Source organism: Pseudoalteromonas sp. 19-MNA-CIBAN-0066 (assembly GCF_040308705.1).
GTDB classification, from domain to species: Bacteria; Pseudomonadota; Gammaproteobacteria; order Enterobacterales; family Alteromonadaceae; genus Pseudoalteromonas; species Pseudoalteromonas nigrifaciens.
The window spans coordinates 62,101-81,634 of the sequence record NZ_JBEONZ010000008.1 but is presented as its reverse complement, the minus strand read 5'-3'; the positions used below and the strand labels follow the sequence as shown (position 1 = coordinate 81,634).

Genomic DNA, 19,534 nt, shown 5'->3' with positions numbered 1-19,534 from the left:
TTTTAGTAGGACGACTAACAATGGCTTTAACTCACCTTCAGCAGCTTGAAGCTGAAAGTATCAAAATCATGCGCGAAGTCGCCGCTGAGTTTGAGAACCCAGTAATGCTTTACTCAATTGGTAAAGATTCGTCGGTACTTTTGCACTTAGCGCGTAAAGCATTTTACCCTGCAAAAATTCCGTTTCCGTTATTACACGTAGACACTAATTGGAAGTTTAGCGAAATGATTGAATTTCGTGACCGTATTGCCAAAGAATACGGCTTTGAGCTACTAGTGCATAAAAACCCAGAAGGCATGGAAATTGGTATAAGCCCATTCGAGCATGGCTCTGGTAAACATACCGATATAATGAAAACTCAAGGTTTAAAGCAAGCACTCGACAAATATGGCTTTGATGCCGCCTTTGGTGGCGCACGCCGCGACGAAGAAAAGTCACGCGCTAAAGAACGTGTTTATTCATTTCGCGATAAGCACCACCGCTGGGATCCTAAAAACCAACGCCCAGAGCTTTGGAATACGTACAACAGCCAAGTAAATCCAGGTGAAAGTATTCGTGTATTCCCTCTGTCTAACTGGACCGAGTTGGATATTTGGCAATATATTTATCAAGAAAACATCGACATGGTGCCTTTGTATCTAGCTAAAGAGCGCCCAGTGGTTGATCGCGACGGCACCTTAATTATGGTTGACGATGAACGTATGCCACTTTTGGAGGGTGAAGTGCCAATGATGAAGTCGGTACGTTTTCGTACTTTAGGCTGCTATCCACTTACCGGTGCAGTGGAATCAACGGCCAGCTCATTAACCGAAATTATTGAAGAAATGCTGCTATCTACGTCATCTGAACGTGAAGGTCGGGTTATTGACCATGACTCGGCAGGCTCAATGGAAAAGAAAAAACGTGAAGGGTATTTCTAATGGCTAATCAAAATAACGACACATTTAACGAAGTAAAAGCAATCGGTATAGACGCTTACCTAGCACGTCAGCAAGACAAAAGCTTATTACGCATGCTTACCTGTGGCAGCGTAGATGACGGTAAATCAACACTCATTGGCCGCCTACTGCACGACAGCCACCAAATTTATGAAGATCAGTTAGCAGCGCTACATAAAGATAACGAAAAAGTAGGTAACGCAGGTGATGACCTTGATTTAGCATTACTTGTTGATGGCCTACAAGCTGAGCGTGAGCAAGGTATTACCATTGACGTAGCGTACCGTTACTTCTCGACCGCTAAGCGCAAGTTTATTATTGCCGATACCCCAGGGCACGAGCAGTATACGCGCAACATGGTAACGGGTGCATCAACCAGCGATGTGGCCATTATTTTGGTGGATGCACGTTACGGCGTGCAAGTACAAACTAAACGTCACAGCTTTATTTGTGACTCGCTTGGTATTAAGCAATTTGTTGTGGCTATTAATAAAATGGATATCGTTGATTTTGACGAAACTGTTTATGAAAAAATTAAAGCTGACTACTTAAAATTTGCCGAGCAACTTAATGTAAGTAACATTAAATTTGTACCTATGTCGGCGCTTAAAGGCGATAACGTAGTTACTCGTTCTGTACATACGCCTTACTACACCGATAAACCATTGCTAGAGTTATTAGAGGACTCGCCAGCAGCGCAAATCGACACTGACTTTGAAGCACGTTTACCGGTGCAATATGTGGCGCGCCCTAACTTAAACTTTCGTGGTTTTCAGGGCACGCTAGCCTCAGGCAAGTTACAAGTGGGCGATGCAATAAAAGTACTACCATCGGGCAAAACTTCTAGCATTAAAGAAATTGTTACCTTTGATGGCAACCTAGACAGTGCACAAGCTGGCCAAGCAATTACCGTTACGCTAAATAGCGAAATTGATATTAGCCGAGGCGATGTCATTGTACCAGCAAGCTCTACGGCAATAGTTACCAACCAGCTACAAGCTAAATTAGTATGGATGCACGAAACGCCGCTGCAACTAGGTAAAAGCTATAACTTTAAACTTGGTAGCAAAAACACCTCTGCTCAAGTTACTAAGATTGATCACACTATCGATGTAAATACCTTAGAGCATGGTAGCAGCGACACTCTACAGTTAAACGAAATCGCTATTGTAACGCTAGAACTTAGCGAAACTATTTTGGCTGATGAGTATCACAGTAATCACGAAACCGGCTCGTTTATACTTATCGATCGCTTATCTAACTTAACTATTGCAGCCGGTATGATAGAGCAAGTACTGCAAAGCCAAGCGCAGCAAAGTAACTTTAGTGCTTTTGAAGTTGAGTTTAACACTTTAGTACGCAAGCACTTTCCGCATTGGCAAGCGCTTGATATATCAAAGTTATAATACTTTTTTAGCCTGTTATAGGATATAAAGCATGGTAGATCAGCTCATTTTAACAGGCATTATGCTTACTTTAGTCGGGTGCCTTTTTGGCACTCGGCTTAATCCAGCATGGCTATTTGTGGGAGCCATTGGTAGCAGCTACTTAGCAGGGCTAATAGATTTAGAAAGCATGTTAGTTAATTATACTAACCCGTCGCTAATTACTTTGGTGTTATTAATATTAGTGTCAATTGCGATTGAAAAAACCACCCTTATTCAAAAATTAGCGCAATCACTATCGAGCGGTAGTTTAGTTAAATCAGTGACTAAATTGGGGCTTTCGACCGCGTTTTTATCGTCGTTTACCAATAACACTGCCGTGGTTGCCTCCTTAATTACCGCGATAAAAGACAACCCCAATCACTCGCCATCAAAGTTATTATTACCGCTATCGTACACCGCTATTTTAGGCGGCACTATTACCCTTATTGGCACATCAACCAACTTAATAGTAAATGGTTTTGCCGTAGATGCGGGCATGGCGCCACTGGGCTTTTTTGACTTTACCTTAGTAGGTTTGGGCGCATTAAGCGTGGGCTTAATCACTATTTTAGTCATGTTAAAATACTTACCCGACAACGGTAAAAGCGACCAAGAAGTCGTGCCTTTTTATCTTGAAGGTAAAGTACAAGCCGGTTCAAAGCTAATTGGTCGCACCGTAGAAGAAAATGGCCTGCGTGAACTTAAAGACTTATTTTTAGGCGAAATAATTCGCGATAACCAACGTATTTGTGCGGTCACGCCACAGCAAATAATTAAACAAAACGACATATTACTTTTTGTGGGCGATATAAAATCAGTCCCCCTACTTACGCGTTTCGATGGTTTAAAAGTAGTGCACGACAATCATCAAAAAGACATAGAGCACTTAGTAGAGGTTGTCGTAAGTCAGTCTTCAAAATTTATTGGTAAAACCGTAAAAGAAGCCCGCTTTAGAGAGCAGTTTCATGCGGCCGTTATTGCTATTCGCCGCGGCCACGATCGCCTGCAAGGTGGTTTAGGGCAAGTGCGTTTACAAGCAGGCGACTCACTAATACTCGCCCCGGGTAAAAATTTTTACAGCTTGCCTAATTTAAAGCGCGAATTTGTGTATATATCGGGGTTTGATTTACAAACTCACCTAGCGCCTAAACAGTCAAACATTGTGCTGCTAAGCTTTGCCGCTGTACTGGGCTTAAGTATTATTGGCTTAGTGCCGCTAGTTAAAGGCTTATTAGTATTACTGATTGGCTTTATGCTTTGCGGTACTATTAAGCTTAGCGAAGTAAAACGTCGCTTTCCTATTGAGTTACTCGCCGTAGTAGGCAGCGCCATAGGCTTAGCAAAACTAATGATAGGCACCGGACTTGCTGGGCAAATATCGGCGGCTATGTTTGTAGTACTTGGCGACTTTGGCCCATACAGCGCCTTTATCGCAATATTTTTAATGACAGTATTATTTACCGAGCTAATAACCAATAACGCCGCTGCAGCATTGTCGTTTCCGGTTGCCTATTCACTTGCCGTTGGCTTTAACGTAGACCCACTGCCATTTATTATGGCGGTTGCGTTTGGCGCATCAGCAAGTTTTATATCGCCGTTTGGTTATCAAACTAACCTTATGGTTTACAGCGCGGGTAACTATCGTTTAAAAGATTATGTAGTGATGGGCTTGCCCCTTTCTATTATTTATTCAATAACAGTATTAACCTTGATCCCGCTAGTATTTCCGTTTTAATACCGGCACGCACAGCATAAAGAGATAACTCACTATGGATGAAAATATTGTTTGGCATAACTACGCAACCACTAAAGCACAACGTAGTGAGCAAAAAAAGCATCAGAGCGCTATTATATGGTTTACCGGATTTTCGGGCTCAGGTAAAAGCACTGTAGCAAACGCGCTAGAAGCCGCACTTAATCAACAAGGTATTCATACTTACCTGCTCGATGGCGACAACGTACGCCACGGTTTATGTAAAGACCTAGGCTTTAGCGACGCAGACCGAGTTGAAAATATTCGCCGCGTAGGTGAAACGGCAAAACTTATGGTTGACGCTGGCTTGTTAGTGCTTACTGCGTTTATATCGCCTTTTAGAGCAGAGCGCGACATGGTACGTAGCTTAGTAGATGACAAGGAGTTTATTGAAGTGTTTATCGACACCCCACTCGATGTATGCGAAAGCCGCGATCCTAAAGGCTTATACAAAAAAGCCCGCGCTGGCGAAATTAAACACTTTACCGGCATTGATTCCAGTTACGAAATACCCATCAATCCAGAAATAATTTTAGATACCAGTAAAAACACCCTAGACCAATCGGTTGTTCAGCTGATAACGTATCTAAAACAACAGCACATAATATAGGTTAACCCCAATGAACCAAACCGAACTGCTAGAAGAAACCCTGATCCTTGCCCGCAAAGCGGGTAGCGCCATAATGGGAATTTATCAAAAGGACTTTAACGTTGAATACAAAGCCGATGAAAGCCCAGTAACCGACGCCGACTTAGCAGCTCATAAAATTATTGTCGCAGGGCTACAGCAGCTCACTCCCGACATTCCTATATTAAGTGAAGAAAACGCTGATATAAGCTGGGAAGTTCGCAAAGCATGGAAAAGTTACTGGCTAGTAGATCCTATCGATGGCACCAAAGAGTTTATTAAAAAAAATGGTGAATTCACCGTAAATATCGCACTTATCGAAAATGGCATTCCGGTTTTAGCCGTAGTAGACGCCCCAGCCCTTGGCGTATCTTACTTAGCAAGCGAAGCCATAGGCGCATTTAAAGACAAAGGCGATGAGCGCATAGAGCTAAAAGTAACTACCAAGCCAAACACAGGGTTAATACGCGTAGTTGGCAGCCGCTCACACCCCTCACCCGATTTAGCCGAATTTGTAAAACGCTTTGACGAGGTAGAAATGGTTTCAAAAGGCAGCTCACTAAAGCTGTGCTTAGTGGCCGAAGGCAGTGCTGATATTTACCCCCGCTTAGGCCCAACCTGTGAATGGGATACTGGCGCCGGCCATGCAATCGCCGAAATAGCCGGTGCAAAAGTGACTAAACTTGATGGCAGCCCGCTAATTTATAACACCAAAGATGAGTATTTAAATCCGTATTTTATTGTTTCAGCTATTGAAGAATAAAGCGCCTAGAGCTGCGGGCTTTTAGCTACTAGCAGCTCTATGTCAATTTAAACACCGTAGGTTGGGTTGAGTGAAGCGAAACCCAACGAATAACCGCTGTTAACCACAATATTTTAATCTTCCAATTTCACCTCAAAAAACACTTAAATCGGTGCGCGTAAAAAGTGTGTAACGCCTAATGTGAGTCCGTTTATTGTCATGTAGTTGTCTTTATGTGATTGGGCTTTAAAACCACACTTTAATAGTACGGCTTTTGAGGCGGGGTTATTATCTAGAACTAAGGCTTCTAACTTGTTAACTGCATAATGCTGAGCGGCTATGCTAATTAATTCGTTAAGGCAAAAACTGGCGTAGCCTTTACCTATGCTATTTTTAGCAACTCGATAACCCACTGCGGCAGTGTTTGTTTGCCCTGTTATATCTTTTAAATTTGCGCGCGCAACAATTTGCTCATTAACAATAAGCACACCCGAATAATGCGTACCTAATTGCATGTTTATAATGGCATCATAAATATGCATTTTAATGCCTAAATCGCGATAAAAGTAATCCTCTCTCGGCGGCAGCATTGATTCAAACCAAGCTTTATTTTCTGATTCAAATTGCAATAACATAGCTAAATGCTTAACTGACAAGGTTTCAAATATCACAAAAACTCCTGTTTTCAATCACTTTACAACCTAGGTGGAAAGTAGGGTTTACAATAATTATACTCTAGATTGCAGTGTGTAAACTTTAAACTTTATGGGGAAAAGCTATTAACCCCCTTTTTAATCGCACCTTTCCTGCTTATTATTTTTAACGTTGAGCTAAAGCCACTGCCATTCTCTGCTCACTTTTATAACGCTGTTGCAAATTAATTACAGGCGTAACTGGTACGCTACAAATAAGCGAATATTAAGCTAGTTTATCGAATGAAATCATTAAGTAAAAACTATATGCTTTGCCGTCATTATTATTCTAAAAAAAACCTGGTGAGCTTATGCCCCCATCTCAAGATGCTACGCATTTTAATGCATCTACAGCAAAACAGTCTTCTTGGACTTTACACGACACACAGTGGACGTTAAGCCTATTTGGTACCGCCGTTGGTGCCGGTATTTTATTTTTACCTATTAATATTGGTATTGGCGGTTTTTGGCCGTTAATTATTATGGCGTGCTTGGCCTTTCCAATGACCTTTTTAGCGCACCGCGGTTTAGCGCGGTTTGTGCTGTCGTCAAAAAATAAAGATGCTGACTTTACCGATGTAGTAGAGGAGCATTTTGGGGTGACCGCGGGTCGGCTAATCTCTTTGCTGTACTTTTTATCTATTTTTCCGATTTTACTTATTTACGGTGTCGGTTTAACCAATACCGTAGACAGCTTTATGGTGAACCAGCTTGGCATGGAGTCGCCATCGCGGGTGTTGCTTTCTGGTGTATTGGTTGCAGGTATGATTGGCTTAATGATGGGCGGCGAAAAGCTGATGCTTCGTGCTTTTGCTATTTTAGTTTATCCGCTTGTGGGCATATTGTTTTTTTTATCCTTGTATTTAATCCCTAGTTGGCAAATGCCGAATATGGCGCTGCCAGAAGTAGGCAGCTTTGGTAAAACACTGTGGTTGTCGATTCCTATTATTGTATTTTCGTTTAGCCACGCAGCGGCTATTTCGAGCTTTGTAAACGTACAACGCGGTCATTATGGTAATAAAGCGGTTGCTAAGTCTGAGGCGATATTAAAGCGCACCAGTTTACTGTTAATTACCTTTGTATTGCTGTTTGTGTTTTCGTGTGTGTTGTCCTTAACTGGCGAGCAAATGGCGGCGGCGAAAGCGGCAAATGTGTCGGTTTTATCGTACCTTGCCAATATTACTGACAATTCGTTTATTGCTACGCTTGGCCCATTGGTGGCGTTTATTGCGATTATGTCGTCATTTTTAGGGCACTTTTTGGGTGCACGCGAAAGCTTTACTGGCTTAGTAACTAAGCAGTCGAACATAAGCGCTAAAGTTGCCGATAAGGTAGGTGCTGTACTAATGTTTTTTGCTATTTGGTTTTGCGCGGTTAAAAACCCGAGCATACTCGATATGATGGATCAGTTATCTGGCCCTATTATTGCGATGATTTTATTTATTATGCCCATGATTGCTGTTTATAAAGTACCGGCATTACACAAGCATCGTAATCGTTTAAGCACCTTATTTATATTAGCGGTTGGCTCAATGGCGGTAATGGCTTTGCTTTACAGCATGCTTAAATAATACTAAATATACTGGCTATAAGCTTTTTAACACAAAAAAATGGCGCTCATTGAGCGCCATTTTTATTGACTATATTTTGCTATTTAATCTAGGTCTGGCAAGTTACGGCCATAGAATATTTCTTGCATTTCACGGGTCAGTTTAGAGCGAATTTCTTCCTCTTCTTCATCTGACAAATCATCCGTAGAAAGGCCGAACAAATAGGTATTTAAATCAGTCTCTTTTAACATCATTTTAGTGTGAAACAGGTTTTCTTGATACACGTTTACGTCCATCATTTGGTACGCTTCTTTGGTATCTTCTGTCATGAAGTTTTGAATTGAGCTAATTGCATGATCGATGTAGTGCTTAACGCCGTTTATGTCGCGGGTAAAACCACGTACGCGGTAGTCAATTGTTACTACGTCTGACTCTAGACTATGAATAAGGAAGTTTAACGCTTTAAGTGGCGATATTATGCCACACGTTGACACTTCAATATCGGCGCGAAAAGTACAAATACCGTCATCAGGGTGAGCTTCTGGGTACGTGTGTACACAAATATGGCTTTTATCTAAATGGGCAACCACTGAATCTGGTAATGGGCCTGGAGCTTCGTCAGCATCGTAATTTTGCTGCTCTTCTACCGGCTCTTCTGAAACCAAAATAGTTACGCTTGCACCTTGCGGTTCGTAGTCTTGGCGCGCTACATTTAAAATGTTAGCACCTATAATATCAACAACTTCACCTAAAATGTCGGTTAGTCTATCTGCACTGTACTGCTCATCGATATATTCAATATATTCTTTACGTTGTTGCTCGGTCTTTGCATAGCAAATGTCGTAAATACTAAAGCTTAAACTTTTAGTTAAATTATTAAAACCATGAAGTTTAAGTTTATCGAAGGGTTTGTTCATAATAAACCAACCTATAAATTAGTGAAATCTGCTCTAGCAGAATAAAAGTTCGCGGATTTTATACGAATTTTACTCATGGAAAAAGCGTTATTTTACTTGATCTTGCACAACTTCGTGGCTATGCGTAATTTTTACTGTTTTATCAAGCATTAATGCGACCGAGCAATACTTTTCAGCAGAGAGTGAAACAGCGCGTGCAAGGTGCTTTTCAGACACATTATTGCCCGTTGCTACAAAGTGTAAATTAACTTTGGTAAATACTCGTGGGGCAGTTTCGGCGCGCTCTGCCGTTAACTGTACTTCTACGTTGCTAAAATCTTGTTTGGCTTTTTTTAAAATGCTCACTACATCAACCGATGAACAACAACCGATTGACATTAATACCATTTCCATAGGGCTTGGTGCAGCACTGTCGCTACCACCGTCAAATACAACATTATGATTTGAATTAGAGCGACCAATAAAGGTATTACCTTCAACCCATTTTACATTTGCTTGCATTGTTATACCTCAAAAATTATTTTCTTGATTGTATACCAATCAGCTTTAATAAGTGAGCGCCCAGCAATAATATAAATTAGCTTGATCAAGGCACTTAAATTTATGCAAGGGTGGTAAAACCGTCAGCGCATTTAAAGCGTGCTACCGGAAAATATAGAAGGGTTGCGGGCTAAGAAACGGCGTTATCAAATAGGTTTTTAACCAAACCACCAAACTCATCAATAAACATGTGTTGCTCTACCGTAACAGGCCGCGAGGTGATGCTACTGAGGACTTCTTGTAAATCGTAAACTATGCCATCAACTTCACGCACAATTTGGCTACGCTGCTCTGTAGTGAGCTCTGTGTGCTGCTGACATATGAGCATTACGTTTTGTGCAATCACGTCTTCGATTAATTCCATAACCGTAGGTGCACCTGGTTTTATTTCACCCGGCTTTTCAAATAAAGCTAAGTTTTGAGTTAGGTACATAATTAAGTCGTCGTACCCTTGCCTATTTAAAACCATTACACGTATACCTTAAAAATAATTAATTCAGTAATTTAAGCAGAAAGCACTAATAATTACTAGCTTAGCGACATAGCTAATACAAAAAAAGCAGCCGAAGCTGCTTTTATAATTATTTAGTAGTAATTTTAGTCTATTTTTAAGCCTGGGCTTAATGTAGCTGGCATAGCAACTTTTTCAAGCTCTACTGATGCTACTGGGTATGCACAGTAATCGGCAGCGTAATACGCGCTGGCTCTGTGATTACCCGATGCGCCAATACCACCAAACGGTGCAGCACTTGATGCGCCAGTAATTGGGCGGTTCCAGTTAACAATACCAGCGCGAATACGGCGTAAAAAGTGCTCGTAGTCGGCTGCACTGTCGCTAAGTAAACCTGCTGATAAACCAAAGCTTGTGTCGTTGGCTTTATCAATTGCTTGGTCAAAGTCGTCAAAGCGGAATACTTTTAGAAGTGGTCCAAAATGCTCTTCATCTGGGAAGTCGCTAATATTTGTACACTCAATAATACCTGGTGTTACAAAGCCAGTATTAACTGTATGCTCAAGCTCTACCAATACTTGAGCACCAAGCTCAACAAGTTCGTTTTGCGCTTTAACCATACCGGCAGCGGCGGCTGATGAGATCATTGAGCCCATAAATGGCTGATCTGCATCGTCATAATTACCTACTTTAATCGCTTTAGTTGCGGTAATTAAACGCTCCAGGATTACATCACCTTTGCTACCCGTTGGTAAAAATAGTTTACGTGCACAGGTACAACGCTGGCCACTTGAAATAAACGCTGATTGAATAATATCGTGAACAACCGCTTTAGTATCTTCAACGTCAGTAATAATAAGTGGGTTATTACCGCCCATTTCTAGCGCTAAAATTTTACCAGGTTGACCCGCAAACTGTTCATGTAAAATATGACCTGTGCGCGAAGAACCCGTAAAGAACAAGCCATCAATACCTTTGTGAGCAGCAAGGGCTTTACCCGTTGCTACTTCACCTTGTACAAGGTTAATTACACCCGCTGGTAAACCTGCTTTTTCCCACAGCTTAAGCGTAAGCTCGGCAACTTTAGGCGTAAGTTCTGACGGTTTAAATATAACCGTGTTACCCGCTAAAAGCGCTGGCACTATGTGGCCATTAGGTAAATGCCCCGGAAAGTTATACGGACCAAATACAGCTACAACACCGTGTGGCTTGTGGCGGATCATTGCGCGCCCTAGTGGCATTGCATTTTCTACGTCGCCAGTGCGCTCTAAAAACGCTTTTTCAGAAATGGCAATTTTACCAACCATAGCACCCGCTTCTGTGCGAGTTTCCCACAGTGGCTTACCTGTTTCTTGTGCAATAGTAATGGCTAGCTCTTCGCTGTTTTCTTTTAATTGCGCTGCGAATGCTTTAACTATTTCTAAACGTTCAGCAAATGTTTTATCAGCCCAAGCATAAAACGCTTCGCGCGCTGCGCTAACTGCAGCGTCTACTTGCTCTGCAGTTGCTGAGTTTGCTTGGAAAATAACATTGTTATTGGCTGGGTTTACTGAACTAAATTCGGTTCCTTGGCCTTGTGACCATTGACCATTAATAAATTGTGCAGGATGAGTCATTATACTTTCTCCTAAATTAAATCGTGGTTGCGCTTACGCTATCGCCCGCTTGTAAATACAGTGCATCGGCTACTTGTTGCGTTATTACTATGCTGCTCATGCGCTCATCGAACGTCATAGGCACTACAGTTGCTCTAAAATCTGTAAGCTTTTCGTTGGCTAATAACACCATGGTGTCGCCACTTGGTTCACCTATTTCAACTTTAAAGTGTTTAGCATTGCGAATGGTGGCAATGTTATCTACTTTTGCTTCAACTGTGGGGCCGGCATCAAAAATATCAACATACCCATTAAAGGTAAAACCTTCACTTTTTAATAGCTCAATTGCTGGGCGTGTGTTGTCGTGTACTTTACCAATAACAGCTTGCGCATTTTTGCTGAGCAAATTAACGTAAATTGGGTACTTAGGCATTAATTCAGCAATAAATACTTTTTGGCCTATGCCTGTTAAATAGTCGGCAGTTGGAAAGTCCATTGAAAAAAAGTGCTCTTCTAGCCATTGCCAAAATGGGCTGCTGCCATTGTCGTCAGACACACCACGCATTTCTGCAATGACGGTTTGTGCAAAACGCTGCTGATGCTGCTTAATAAACATAAAACGCGATTTTGAAAGTAATTTACCGTTACTGTTTTTGCGGTATGCGTCTTTCAAAAATAATGTACATAGCTCTGTAGCGCCGGTGTAATCGTTACAAAGCGTTAAAATATCAACTGCTTTATATACGTTTAGAGTGCGTGAAGAATGAATCACTTTACTTAAATGATAGTGATAAAATGCATCATCTAAGCCAACAGCGGCTTCTATACCTGAGGTGCCAACTACTTCACCTGTTTCGGTGTCCTCTAGTACAAATAAATAACCTTCGTCGCCCGGCTCGGTAGCAGCTTTTGCAAATGAGCTAACCGAATGATCTATTTTCTTTTGCAATAACTTTTCATTATTAGGTAAAGAAGTAAAGCCATGACCCGATTCGTGGGCTATTTTCACTAATGCAGGGTAGTCACTTTGTTGGATTGGGCGAAGGATCATCATAAACCCGCTTACTCCCTTATATTATAACGGTAAATTAAAATTAGAGGGCAAACTAGGTCTGCCCTTAATAGATATTGTTTGGCTATGTTAAGCGCTTACAACACTGGCTACTGCTTTTTCAAAGCGTGCCATACCTTCACGAATGTCGGCTTCTGGGATAACTAATGATGGTGTAAAACGAACCACGTCAGCACCGGCAACTAATGACATAAGACCGTGCTCAGTACCTGCCACTAAAAACTCTTTTGCACGACCTTTGTATTGCTCGCTTACTACTGCACCAATTAATAAACCTTGGCCGCGAATTTCGCTAAACACGTGGTATTTATTATTAATTTCAGTAAGTAGTTGGTTAAATAATGCTGCTTTTGCTGTTACACCAGCAAGTACTTCTGGGGTATTTACAGTATCGAATGCTGCTTCGGCAACGGCGCACGCTAATGGGTTACCACCATAAGTAGAACCATGCGTACCTACTTTAAGGTGTTGTGCAATTTCAGTTGTGGTGATCATAGCACCAATAGGAAAACCGCCGCCCAATGCTTTAGCCGTAGTTAAAATGTCAGGAACAACGTTTAAACCTTGGTATGCGTATAAGTTACCTGTACGGCCAACACCTGTTTGCACTTCATCAAAAATAAGCAGTGCATTATGTTTAGTACATAAATCACGAACGCCTTGTGCAAATTCGTCAGTTGGCGAAACAATACCGCCTTCACCTTGTAGTGGCTCCATCATTACGGCACATGTTTTGTCGCTAATAAGGGCTTCAAATGCTGCCAGGTCGTTGTAATCACAATGTACAATGTCGCCTGGCTTAGGACCAAAACCATCTGAGTATGCCGCTTGGCCACCAACAGTTACGGTAAAGAATGTACGGCCGTGGAAACCTTTGTTGAATGCGATGATTTGTGATTTTTCTGCGCCAAATTGATCAAGGGCAAAACGACGCGCTAATTTAAGTGCTGCTTCGTTTGCTTCTGCGCCTGAGTTGGCAAAGTAAACTTTTTCGGCAAAGGTTGCATCAACCATTTTTTTAGCTAAGCGTAGTGCTGGCTCGTTGGTCATTACATTTGATAGATGCCAAAGCTTTTCGCCTTGCTCTTTTAATGCGCCTACTAATGCAGGGTGGCAATGGCCAAGACAGTTAACGGCAATACCACCAGCAAAGTCGATAAACTCTCGACCTTGTTGATCCCATACGCGAGAGCCTTCGCCTCGAACTGGAATTACGCTTGAAGGTGCGTAGTTAGGAACCATTACGTGATCAAATAATTCGCGATTGACTGTCATTTTATTTCCTCTTAATTGTGTACATCACAAAGCCGTAAATAGCTGTGTGGTAACCTGTAGCATATGTGTTTTTTAGCAAACTCAGTATAGCGATATTTGCATAAAAAGGGCTGTGTGGTTCAATTTTCAGACGCTTATTATTTCAGAAAACATTGATTATGTCTCTTCAAAAACTTTCATGTAACCCTTGATAATAAAGGGCTTGAGATATAATTTCATAGATAGTGAATAACTATTTGCTTGCTTTATGCAACTCGTTTTTAGCCAATAAAGCGCCTGAACAACGAGCGCGCCTCACTTTAAACGGGGAAATGTATTGAAAAGAGATAATAAAAAGTGAATGGATAGTCGCAAAAAAATTAACAAATTTAATCAATTTGAATAGCAAGATTATTAAAATTGCTTGCTTGGAGTGCTTTTAGCTCTTTTTTGGTGAACTTAAAGTACGAAAACCAACTAAGCGTTTCATCCGGTTCAACTAGCTGATGCTGCTTTAGCGTTAAGTACTGAGAGTAACATCGTGCTTTTAGCATTACCTGCGTTAAAGGCAGCGCTGTATCGCCTTTTTCTACACCATTAACGAGTTGCTGCATTACGCTATTAAACGGCAAATACTTAAAGGCCATTTTTTCAATTATTTTAGCGCTAATAGCCAACGACTGTTCGCTCAGTAAGGTGGTTAAAAATAAAGGGTCTGGTTTTAGCTCTAGCAATGCAGTATGCAAGCCTTTATTCGCTGTAGTGCGAGCAAATTGTACTTTTCGCTGCCAAATTTGCTCAAACACTTTTAAATATAAACGCACTAAGGCTATTTGCCCCACGTTTAATAACATCCCTAAAGTAAAAGCATGGCTTGGGTTAACCTCGTTAACTTCAGCAATTTTTTGTGCAGCAATAGCATTCGCCATGGCGCTTTCTTTTAAGCGCCTTTTTAGTAACGAAAAAGGCTCTGTGCTATAAGGCATCCAATGGCGCACTGCAAAAGTTGGTACTACTAGCTGTAAGTTATCTAGGCCAATATAACGCAGCGCTAAAGCGGGGCTATCTACTTTCACTGCGGTATTTTTGCTGCGCTGATTACGATAATAAGGCAAGTTAACTAAAGTAACTAACTCTCTGCCAAGCCAGCTTAGGTCGTTAACTAAGGGCTCTAAGCGCCCAACCGATGCGCTTTTTGTGGCTAAAATATCTAACATGGCACATACGCTGTCCTCTACACCTATGGTGTTTTGAATAACACTGTCTATATCGCTAAGCTGCTCAGACATCATTTTTTCTATTGCTTTATGCAGTTGCTCGCTCGCTGCTGCACGATATTTATGATGCGCGGTGCTTTTTAACTTGCGCTTTTGCTGAGCGGCAACCTCTACTTCAAGTAATGTGCGTTGCTTTAGTGGTTCGCCATAGTCCATTTCTAGCGTATGAATAAAGCCAATTTGTTGATGAGCAAAGTTATGACCAAGCAGCAAATCATGTGCTCGTTGATTAAGCATTTTAACAATACGCGGTTGCTGCACTATTTCGGTCATGGCTCTCTGTCTTTAATGTAATGATATTTACTTAATACTATAAGCTTAGAAGCGAGTTAAAAAGTTATCAAGTAACGCTAAACCTTGCTCAGTTAAAATAGCTTCCGGATGAAATTGTACACCTTCAAGTGCTAAGTCTGTATGTAATAATCCCATAATTTCGTCAAACTCACCTTGCTGGGTTTGTGTCCAGGCTGTTACTTGCAACTCTTTAGGCAGCGACTGTGCCTCAACAATTAAAGAATGATACCGACAGACCGTTAAGGGCTTAGCTAAACCTTTAAATACTCCTTGATCGCTATGGTAAATTGGCGATGTTTTACCGTGCATTACTTTTTTAGCACGCACCACCTTTGCTCCTAAGGCTTGGGCAATAGTTTGATGCCCTAAGCAAATTCCTAAAATAGGATACTGCCCTTTTAATTGCTCAACAATACTTAATGAAATACCCGCTTCGCTTGGGCTTTTAGGACCGGGTGATATAACAATATGTTGAGGATTTAACTGCTTAATTTGGCTAAGCGTTATTTGGTCGTTGCGCTTAACCAGTACCTCTTGATCTAAACGCTGAAAGTACTGTACCAAGTTATAGGTAAACGAGTCGTAATTGTCGATCATTAAAAGCATGTAATAAAGCACTCAAAATAGTTATTGTTTGCGAGGAGTTGTTGCATTTTGTATTCTAACTTAAGCATCTTTGAGTGTCAGTGCTTTGTATAGTGATATATAAGTATTTCCGTAATAATAATTAATAACGGCTATGTGTTGATTTATACTCAAGCAACCCCCAGCTCTAATATTATGGCGTACATAAATACCCATACAATCTGAATTTAACTAAACCCTAAGCGTGTTATTTTTAAAACACATTTATTACACGCACCGTTAAGGAGTACCTATGTTAGGCGAAGATCATTCATTAACTCAAGACTTTCCTGAGCACCTAAATACCATTAAAAAACTCAATAGCAATGATCCAGAGTTTGCAGATAAAGCCAAAAAATACAACGCGCTTGATAAAGAAATTCGTACCTTAGAGCTGCAAGACGCGCCTATCGATGACGAGGAAATGCTGCAATTAAAACATGACCGTGTGGTGTTAAAAGATTGGCTACATCAACAACTGTTAAAAGCCAGCTAAGCGCAATTTATACCCATTGTATTTAAGAGCCCTCTGACTTATGGGCTCTTATTACCCTTGCTTCTTAATATACACTGCCACCACCCTTGGTATAAATTACAGCGTTATAGCTATAACAGCCCTTCCTAATATTTAAAAAGCATTGCTATTAATTTAACTTGCAGACAAGCTATCTGTATCTAAGATAAATAACGTTAAGCTTATGTCTAAATACATACTCTCGATTGATCAAGGAACTACCAGCTCTCGGGCTATTTTATTTACCAAAGATGCCAAGGTAGTTGATACTGTTCAGCAAACATTCCCGCAGCACTTTCCCAATAATGGCTGGGTTGAGCACGACCCTAACGATATTTTACAAACCGTACTAAGTACCTGTAAAACAGTACTGGCTAATAACCAGGTTACAGCCGAGCAGGTCATTGCCATTGGTATCACTAATCAGCGCGAAACCACTTTAGTATGGAATAAAAAGACTGGCCAACCAATTTATAATGCCATTGTGTGGCAAGATCGCCGTACCAGCGAGTATTGCGAGCAAATACGTAGCGATAAACTCAGTAAAAAAATTAGCGATAAAACCGGGCTATTATTAGATCCGTACTTTTCAGCCACTAAAATTCGCTGGATTTTAGATAATGTTGCCGATGCACAGCAACAAGCGCTAGCCGGCGAGCTAGCATTTGGTACGGTTGACAGTTATTTACTGTGGCATTTAACCGCTGGCAAAGTACACCGTACCGATGCCACCAACGCCTCACGTACACTATTATTTAATATACATCAGCAATGTTGGGATGAAGAGTTACTAACGCAGTTTAATATTCCACACTCTATGCTTCCAGAAGTGATGGACAGCGCAGCCGAGTTTGGCAGTACCAGCAGTGAAATTTTTGGTGCACCGATTAAAGTTTGCGCTATGGCGGGGGATCAGCAAGCCGCATTAATTGGCCAAGCTTGCTTTAAAGAAGGCATGGCTAAAAGTACCTACGGAACGGGCTGCTTTTTAATGCTTAATACGGGCGATAAAGCCCTTACCTCTAATAACCGCTTATTAACTACTGTGGCTTACAGGCTCAATGGTAGAGTGACCTACGCTATAGAGGGCAGTATTTTTATGGCGGGTGCCACTATGCAATGGATTGTTGAGGGCTTAAAGCTACTTGAACATGCCGGCGACAGCGAGGCTATGGTCAAAGACGTGCCACTGGATCACGGCGTATTTTTAGTGCCTTCGTTTACCGGTTTAGGCGCCCCATACTGGGATGCCAATGCCCGTGGTGCTATTTTAGGTTTAACCCGTGATTCGGGCATTAGCACTATAGTAGCAGCGGCGCTGCAGTCTGTTGGCTATCAAACCAAAGATTTACAAAAAGCCATGGAAGGTGATGGCCTGCGTCCAAGTATTTTGCGCGTGGACGGTGGCATGGCAAAAAATAATTGGGCCATGCAGTTTTTAGCTAATATTTTAGGCGCAAGTGTGGAACGCCCAGCGCTAACAGAAACAACCTCTCTGGGTGTTGCCTATTTAGCAGGGCTGCAAACTGGGATTTATAAGTCAACGGAGCAATTAGCTACTATGTGGCAATGCGACCGTCGTTTTGAACCAACCATGAGCATAGATGAACGTAACGATTTATACGCAAAATGGCAGCACTGTATAGCACAAGTCACACTTTCAAATAACGCAACAAAAGACGACTGCTAATGCGATAGTGTTATTGGCTATTGATATGCCATCGCTTAAATTAATAAAGAGGTATTCAGTGAAATTACTCGATAATGAATATGATTTACTGGTTATTGGCGGTGGCGTTAATGGCACTGGTATTGCGGCTGACGCCGCCGGTAGAGGCTTAAAAGTATTACTGTGTGAGCAAAATGATTTAGCCTCTGCTACATCATCAAGTAGCAGTAAACTTATTCATGGTGGACTACGCTATTTAGAGCATTACCAATTTAGGCTAGTAAAAGAGGCACTTAAAGAGCGTGAAGTGTTATTAAAAAATGCCCCACATATTATGTGGCCGCTATCTTTTAGGCTGCCACATCAAGCGCATTTACGCCCTTACTGGATGATTAGAATTGGGTTGTTTATATACGACCATCTTGCCAAACGCATTACTTTACCCGCATCAAAATCAATTAAATTTACCCGCGATAGTATATTGAATAATACTATTACCCGCGGTTTTGAATACGCTGATGGCTGGGTTGATGATTCGAGGTTAGTTATTTTAAATGCGTTAGCAGCACAGCAAAAAGGTGCAACCATTTTAAGCCGCACGCGCTGTATTAAAGCAGTTCGCAATAACAATAATTGGAGTGTGACCTTAGAGCAACAAGGTAGCAAAAAGCAATGTTCTATAGTTGCTAAAGGAGTTGTTAATGCAGCGGGCCCTTGGGTTGCATCACTTTTTGATGAGGTAATTACTGGGCCGTCGCCACATAATATTCGCTTAGTTAAAGGCAGCCATATTATTGTGCCGCGTATTCACACTGAGCCGCAGGCCTATATTTTACAAAATAAAGATCAGCGTATTATTTTTGTTACCCCATTTGAAGATGACTATTCACTGATTGGCACTACAGATGAAGAATACAGCGACAATATAGCAGATGTAAAAATTAGCGATAAAGAAGTCGATTACTTAATTGGCATTACTAATAATTACTTTAAAAAACAACTTACTCATAACGACATAGTGCATACCTTTAGTGGTGTACGCCCCTTACTAGATGATAACTCATGCGACGCACAAGCCGTTACTCGCGACTACAAACTGATATTATCGAGCAATAATAACCAGGCACCACTGCTAAGTGTATTTGGTGGGAAAATTACCACTTATCGCAAGCTCGCTGAAAACGCAGTAAACGAACTCGCCAGCTTTTATCCGCATATGGGCCAAACATGGACAAAAAATACTCCATTACCCGGTGGCGACTTTTCATCAAAGGTAGTATTAAAGCAACAACTACAGGTAAAGTATGCATGGTTGCCTGAGTTTATTTTAAATCGCTTTATACGCAGTTACGGTACTGGCACTTATACCCTACTTACAGATGCCCAAAGCGTAGCTGATTTAGGCCAGCATTTTGGCCATGGTTTATACGCCACTGAAGTAAATTATTTAGTTAATAGCGAGTGGGCTCGCTGCGCCGAGGATATATTGTGGCGTCGTAGTAAGTTAGGTTTGCGTTTTAATACTGAGCAAATAACAGCGCTGAGCCAGTATATTCAAAATTATAATGGCTCAATACCGCTGTAAACATTTACCAAA

General features: G+C 41.4%; 18 protein-coding genes. 9 read left to right on the top strand and 9 right to left on the bottom strand.

The window, feature by feature from the left end:
• Positions 1 to 20 precede the first annotated feature (20 nt).
• The 5 genes from cysD to cysQ are packed head-to-tail and all read left to right on the top strand — an operon-like array spanning position 21 to position 5,509.
• Positions 21 to 920: a sulfate adenylyltransferase subunit CysD gene (cysD, locus tag AAEZ18_RS07260; RefSeq protein ID WP_011326930.1), complete on the top strand. Its 900-nt coding sequence runs from the start codon at positions 21 to 23 to the stop codon at positions 918 to 920.
• A complete protein-coding gene (gene cysN / locus AAEZ18_RS07255; protein ID WP_011326929.1) occupies positions 920 to 2,344 on the top strand; it encodes a sulfate adenylyltransferase subunit CysN in 1,425 nt (474 codons plus the stop codon). The genes cysD and cysN overlap by 1 nt, the downstream gene beginning before the upstream one ends.
• Positions 2,345 to 2,375: 31 nt before the next feature.
• Positions 2,376 to 4,100 (top strand): SLC13 family permease, encoded by a 1,725-nt coding sequence (locus tag AAEZ18_RS07250; RefSeq protein WP_011326928.1) that lies wholly within the window; start codon positions 2,376 to 2,378, stop codon positions 4,098 to 4,100.
• Positions 4,101 to 4,134: 34 nt separating this feature from the next.
• Positions 4,135 to 4,728, top strand: a complete 594-nt coding sequence (cysC, locus tag AAEZ18_RS07245) for an adenylyl-sulfate kinase (protein ID WP_011326927.1) — start codon at positions 4,135 to 4,137, stop codon at positions 4,726 to 4,728.
• Between the two features lie 10 nt (positions 4,729 to 4,738).
• Positions 4,739 to 5,509, top strand: a complete 771-nt coding sequence (gene cysQ / locus AAEZ18_RS07240) for a 3'(2'),5'-bisphosphate nucleotidase CysQ (RefSeq protein WP_350594302.1) — start codon at positions 4,739 to 4,741, stop codon at positions 5,507 to 5,509.
• A gap of 143 nt (positions 5,510 to 5,652) precedes the next feature.
• Here cysQ and AAEZ18_RS07235 read toward each other — a convergent pair whose 3' ends face one another.
• Positions 5,653 to 6,159, bottom strand: coding sequence for a GNAT family N-acetyltransferase (locus tag AAEZ18_RS07235; RefSeq protein ID WP_341255590.1), 507 nt, complete (start codon positions 6,157 to 6,159; stop codon positions 5,653 to 5,655).
• A 332-nt stretch (positions 6,160 to 6,491) separates the two neighbouring features.
• Here AAEZ18_RS07235 and AAEZ18_RS07230 point away from each other — a divergent pair, with 332 nt between their 5' ends.
• Positions 6,492 to 7,751, top strand: coding sequence for an aromatic amino acid transport family protein (locus AAEZ18_RS07230; RefSeq protein ID WP_011326918.1), 1,260 nt, complete (start codon positions 6,492 to 6,494; stop codon positions 7,749 to 7,751).
• An 83-nt stretch (positions 7,752 to 7,834) separates the two neighbouring features.
• Here the strand turns inward: AAEZ18_RS07230 and speD are convergent, their stop codons facing one another.
• The 8 genes from speD to AAEZ18_RS07190 form a co-directional block, all read right to left on the bottom strand.
• Complete coding sequence (gene speD / locus AAEZ18_RS07225; RefSeq protein ID WP_011326917.1) at positions 7,835 to 8,647, bottom strand: adenosylmethionine decarboxylase; 813 nt, start codon at positions 8,645 to 8,647, stop codon at positions 7,835 to 7,837.
• An 87-nt stretch (positions 8,648 to 8,734) separates the two neighbouring features.
• Positions 8,735 to 9,148 (bottom strand): OsmC family protein, encoded by a 414-nt coding sequence (locus AAEZ18_RS07220; protein WP_011326916.1) that lies wholly within the window; start codon positions 9,146 to 9,148, stop codon positions 8,735 to 8,737.
• Between the two features lie 169 nt (positions 9,149 to 9,317).
• Complete coding sequence (locus tag AAEZ18_RS07215) at positions 9,318 to 9,656, bottom strand: DUF3802 family protein (protein ID WP_011326915.1); 339 nt, start codon at positions 9,654 to 9,656, stop codon at positions 9,318 to 9,320.
• Between the two features lie 128 nt (positions 9,657 to 9,784).
• Complete coding sequence (gene astD, locus AAEZ18_RS07210; RefSeq protein WP_011326914.1) at positions 9,785 to 11,254, bottom strand: succinylglutamate-semialdehyde dehydrogenase; 1,470 nt, start codon at positions 11,252 to 11,254, stop codon at positions 9,785 to 9,787.
• A 16-nt stretch (positions 11,255 to 11,270) separates the two neighbouring features.
• A complete protein-coding gene (astA, locus tag AAEZ18_RS07205) occupies positions 11,271 to 12,287 on the bottom strand; it encodes an arginine N-succinyltransferase (RefSeq protein ID WP_086993843.1) in 1,017 nt (338 codons plus the stop codon).
• Positions 12,288 to 12,374: 87 nt separating this feature from the next.
• Complete coding sequence (locus AAEZ18_RS07200; RefSeq protein WP_011326912.1) at positions 12,375 to 13,580, bottom strand: aspartate aminotransferase family protein; 1,206 nt, start codon at positions 13,578 to 13,580, stop codon at positions 12,375 to 12,377.
• 368 nt (positions 13,581 to 13,948) lie between these two features.
• Positions 13,949 to 15,109 carry an HDOD domain-containing protein gene (locus tag AAEZ18_RS07195; RefSeq protein WP_011326911.1) on the bottom strand — a complete coding sequence of 387 codons (1,161 nt, stop codon included), beginning with the start codon at positions 15,107 to 15,109 and terminating at the stop codon, positions 13,949 to 13,951.
• A gap of 45 nt (positions 15,110 to 15,154) precedes the next feature.
• On the bottom strand, positions 15,155 to 15,736 hold the full coding sequence (locus tag AAEZ18_RS07190) for an anthranilate synthase component II (RefSeq protein ID WP_011326910.1): 582 nt from the start codon (positions 15,734 to 15,736) through the stop codon (positions 15,155 to 15,157).
• A 271-nt stretch (positions 15,737 to 16,007) separates the two neighbouring features.
• On the opposite strand from AAEZ18_RS07190, the gene AAEZ18_RS07185 reads away from it, so the two are divergent.
• The 3 genes from AAEZ18_RS07185 (at position 16,008) to glpD (ending at position 19,522) form a co-directional block, all read left to right on the top strand.
• The gene (locus AAEZ18_RS07185) at positions 16,008 to 16,250 is read left to right on the top strand and encodes an HP1242/YdcH family protein (RefSeq protein ID WP_011326909.1); all 243 of its coding nucleotides are present in this window, start codon (positions 16,008 to 16,010) and stop codon (positions 16,248 to 16,250) included.
• Between the two features lie 202 nt (positions 16,251 to 16,452).
• The gene (glpK, locus tag AAEZ18_RS07180; protein WP_089367586.1) at positions 16,453 to 17,958 is read left to right on the top strand and encodes a glycerol kinase GlpK; all 1,506 of its coding nucleotides are present in this window, start codon (positions 16,453 to 16,455) and stop codon (positions 17,956 to 17,958) included.
• 58 nt (positions 17,959 to 18,016) lie between these two features.
• Positions 18,017 to 19,522 carry a glycerol-3-phosphate dehydrogenase gene (gene glpD, locus AAEZ18_RS07175; protein WP_089367585.1) on the top strand — a complete coding sequence of 502 codons (1,506 nt, stop codon included), beginning with the start codon at positions 18,017 to 18,019 and terminating at the stop codon, positions 19,520 to 19,522.
• The last annotated feature ends 12 nt before the right edge of the window (positions 19,523 to 19,534 follow it).

What these genes read in the sequence shown, in the direction of transcription:
- cysC (WP_011326927.1), top strand. Translation starts at nt 4,135, where the DNA reads ATGGATGAAAATATTGTTTGGCATAACTACGCAACCACTAAAGCACAA.
- cysQ (WP_350594302.1), top strand. Translation starts at nt 4,739, where the DNA reads ATGAACCAAACCGAACTGCTAGAAGAAACCCTGATCCTTGCCCGCAAA.
- AAEZ18_RS07250 (WP_011326928.1), top strand. Translation starts at nt 2,376, where the DNA reads ATGGTAGATCAGCTCATTTTAACAGGCATTATGCTTACTTTAGTCGGG.
- AAEZ18_RS07190 (WP_011326910.1), bottom strand. Translation starts at nt 15,736, where the DNA reads ATGCTTTTAATGATCGACAATTACGACTCGTTTACCTATAACTTGGTA.
- cysD (WP_011326930.1), top strand. Translation starts at nt 21, where the DNA reads ATGGCTTTAACTCACCTTCAGCAGCTTGAAGCTGAAAGTATCAAAATC.
- glpK (WP_089367586.1), top strand. Translation starts at nt 16,453, where the DNA reads ATGTCTAAATACATACTCTCGATTGATCAAGGAACTACCAGCTCTCGG.
- astD (WP_011326914.1), bottom strand. Translation starts at nt 11,254, where the DNA reads ATGACTCATCCTGCACAATTTATTAATGGTCAATGGTCACAAGGCCAA.
- AAEZ18_RS07185 (WP_011326909.1), top strand. Translation starts at nt 16,008, where the DNA reads ATGTTAGGCGAAGATCATTCATTAACTCAAGACTTTCCTGAGCACCTA.
- AAEZ18_RS07200 (WP_011326912.1), bottom strand. Translation starts at nt 13,580, where the DNA reads ATGACAGTCAATCGCGAATTATTTGATCACGTAATGGTTCCTAACTAC.
- cysN (WP_011326929.1), top strand. Translation starts at nt 920, where the DNA reads ATGGCTAATCAAAATAACGACACATTTAACGAAGTAAAAGCAATCGGT.
- astA (WP_086993843.1), bottom strand. Translation starts at nt 12,287, where the DNA reads ATGATGATCCTTCGCCCAATCCAACAAAGTGACTACCCTGCATTAGTG.
- AAEZ18_RS07230 (WP_011326918.1), top strand. Translation starts at nt 6,492, where the DNA reads ATGCCCCCATCTCAAGATGCTACGCATTTTAATGCATCTACAGCAAAA.
- AAEZ18_RS07195 (WP_011326911.1), bottom strand. Translation starts at nt 15,109, where the DNA reads ATGACCGAAATAGTGCAGCAACCGCGTATTGTTAAAATGCTTAATCAA.
- AAEZ18_RS07215 (WP_011326915.1), bottom strand. Translation starts at nt 9,656, where the DNA reads ATGGTTTTAAATAGGCAAGGGTACGACGACTTAATTATGTACCTAACT.
- AAEZ18_RS07220 (WP_011326916.1), bottom strand. Translation starts at nt 9,148, where the DNA reads ATGCAAGCAAATGTAAAATGGGTTGAAGGTAATACCTTTATTGGTCGC.
- speD (WP_011326917.1), bottom strand. Translation starts at nt 8,647, where the DNA reads ATGAACAAACCCTTCGATAAACTTAAACTTCATGGTTTTAATAATTTA.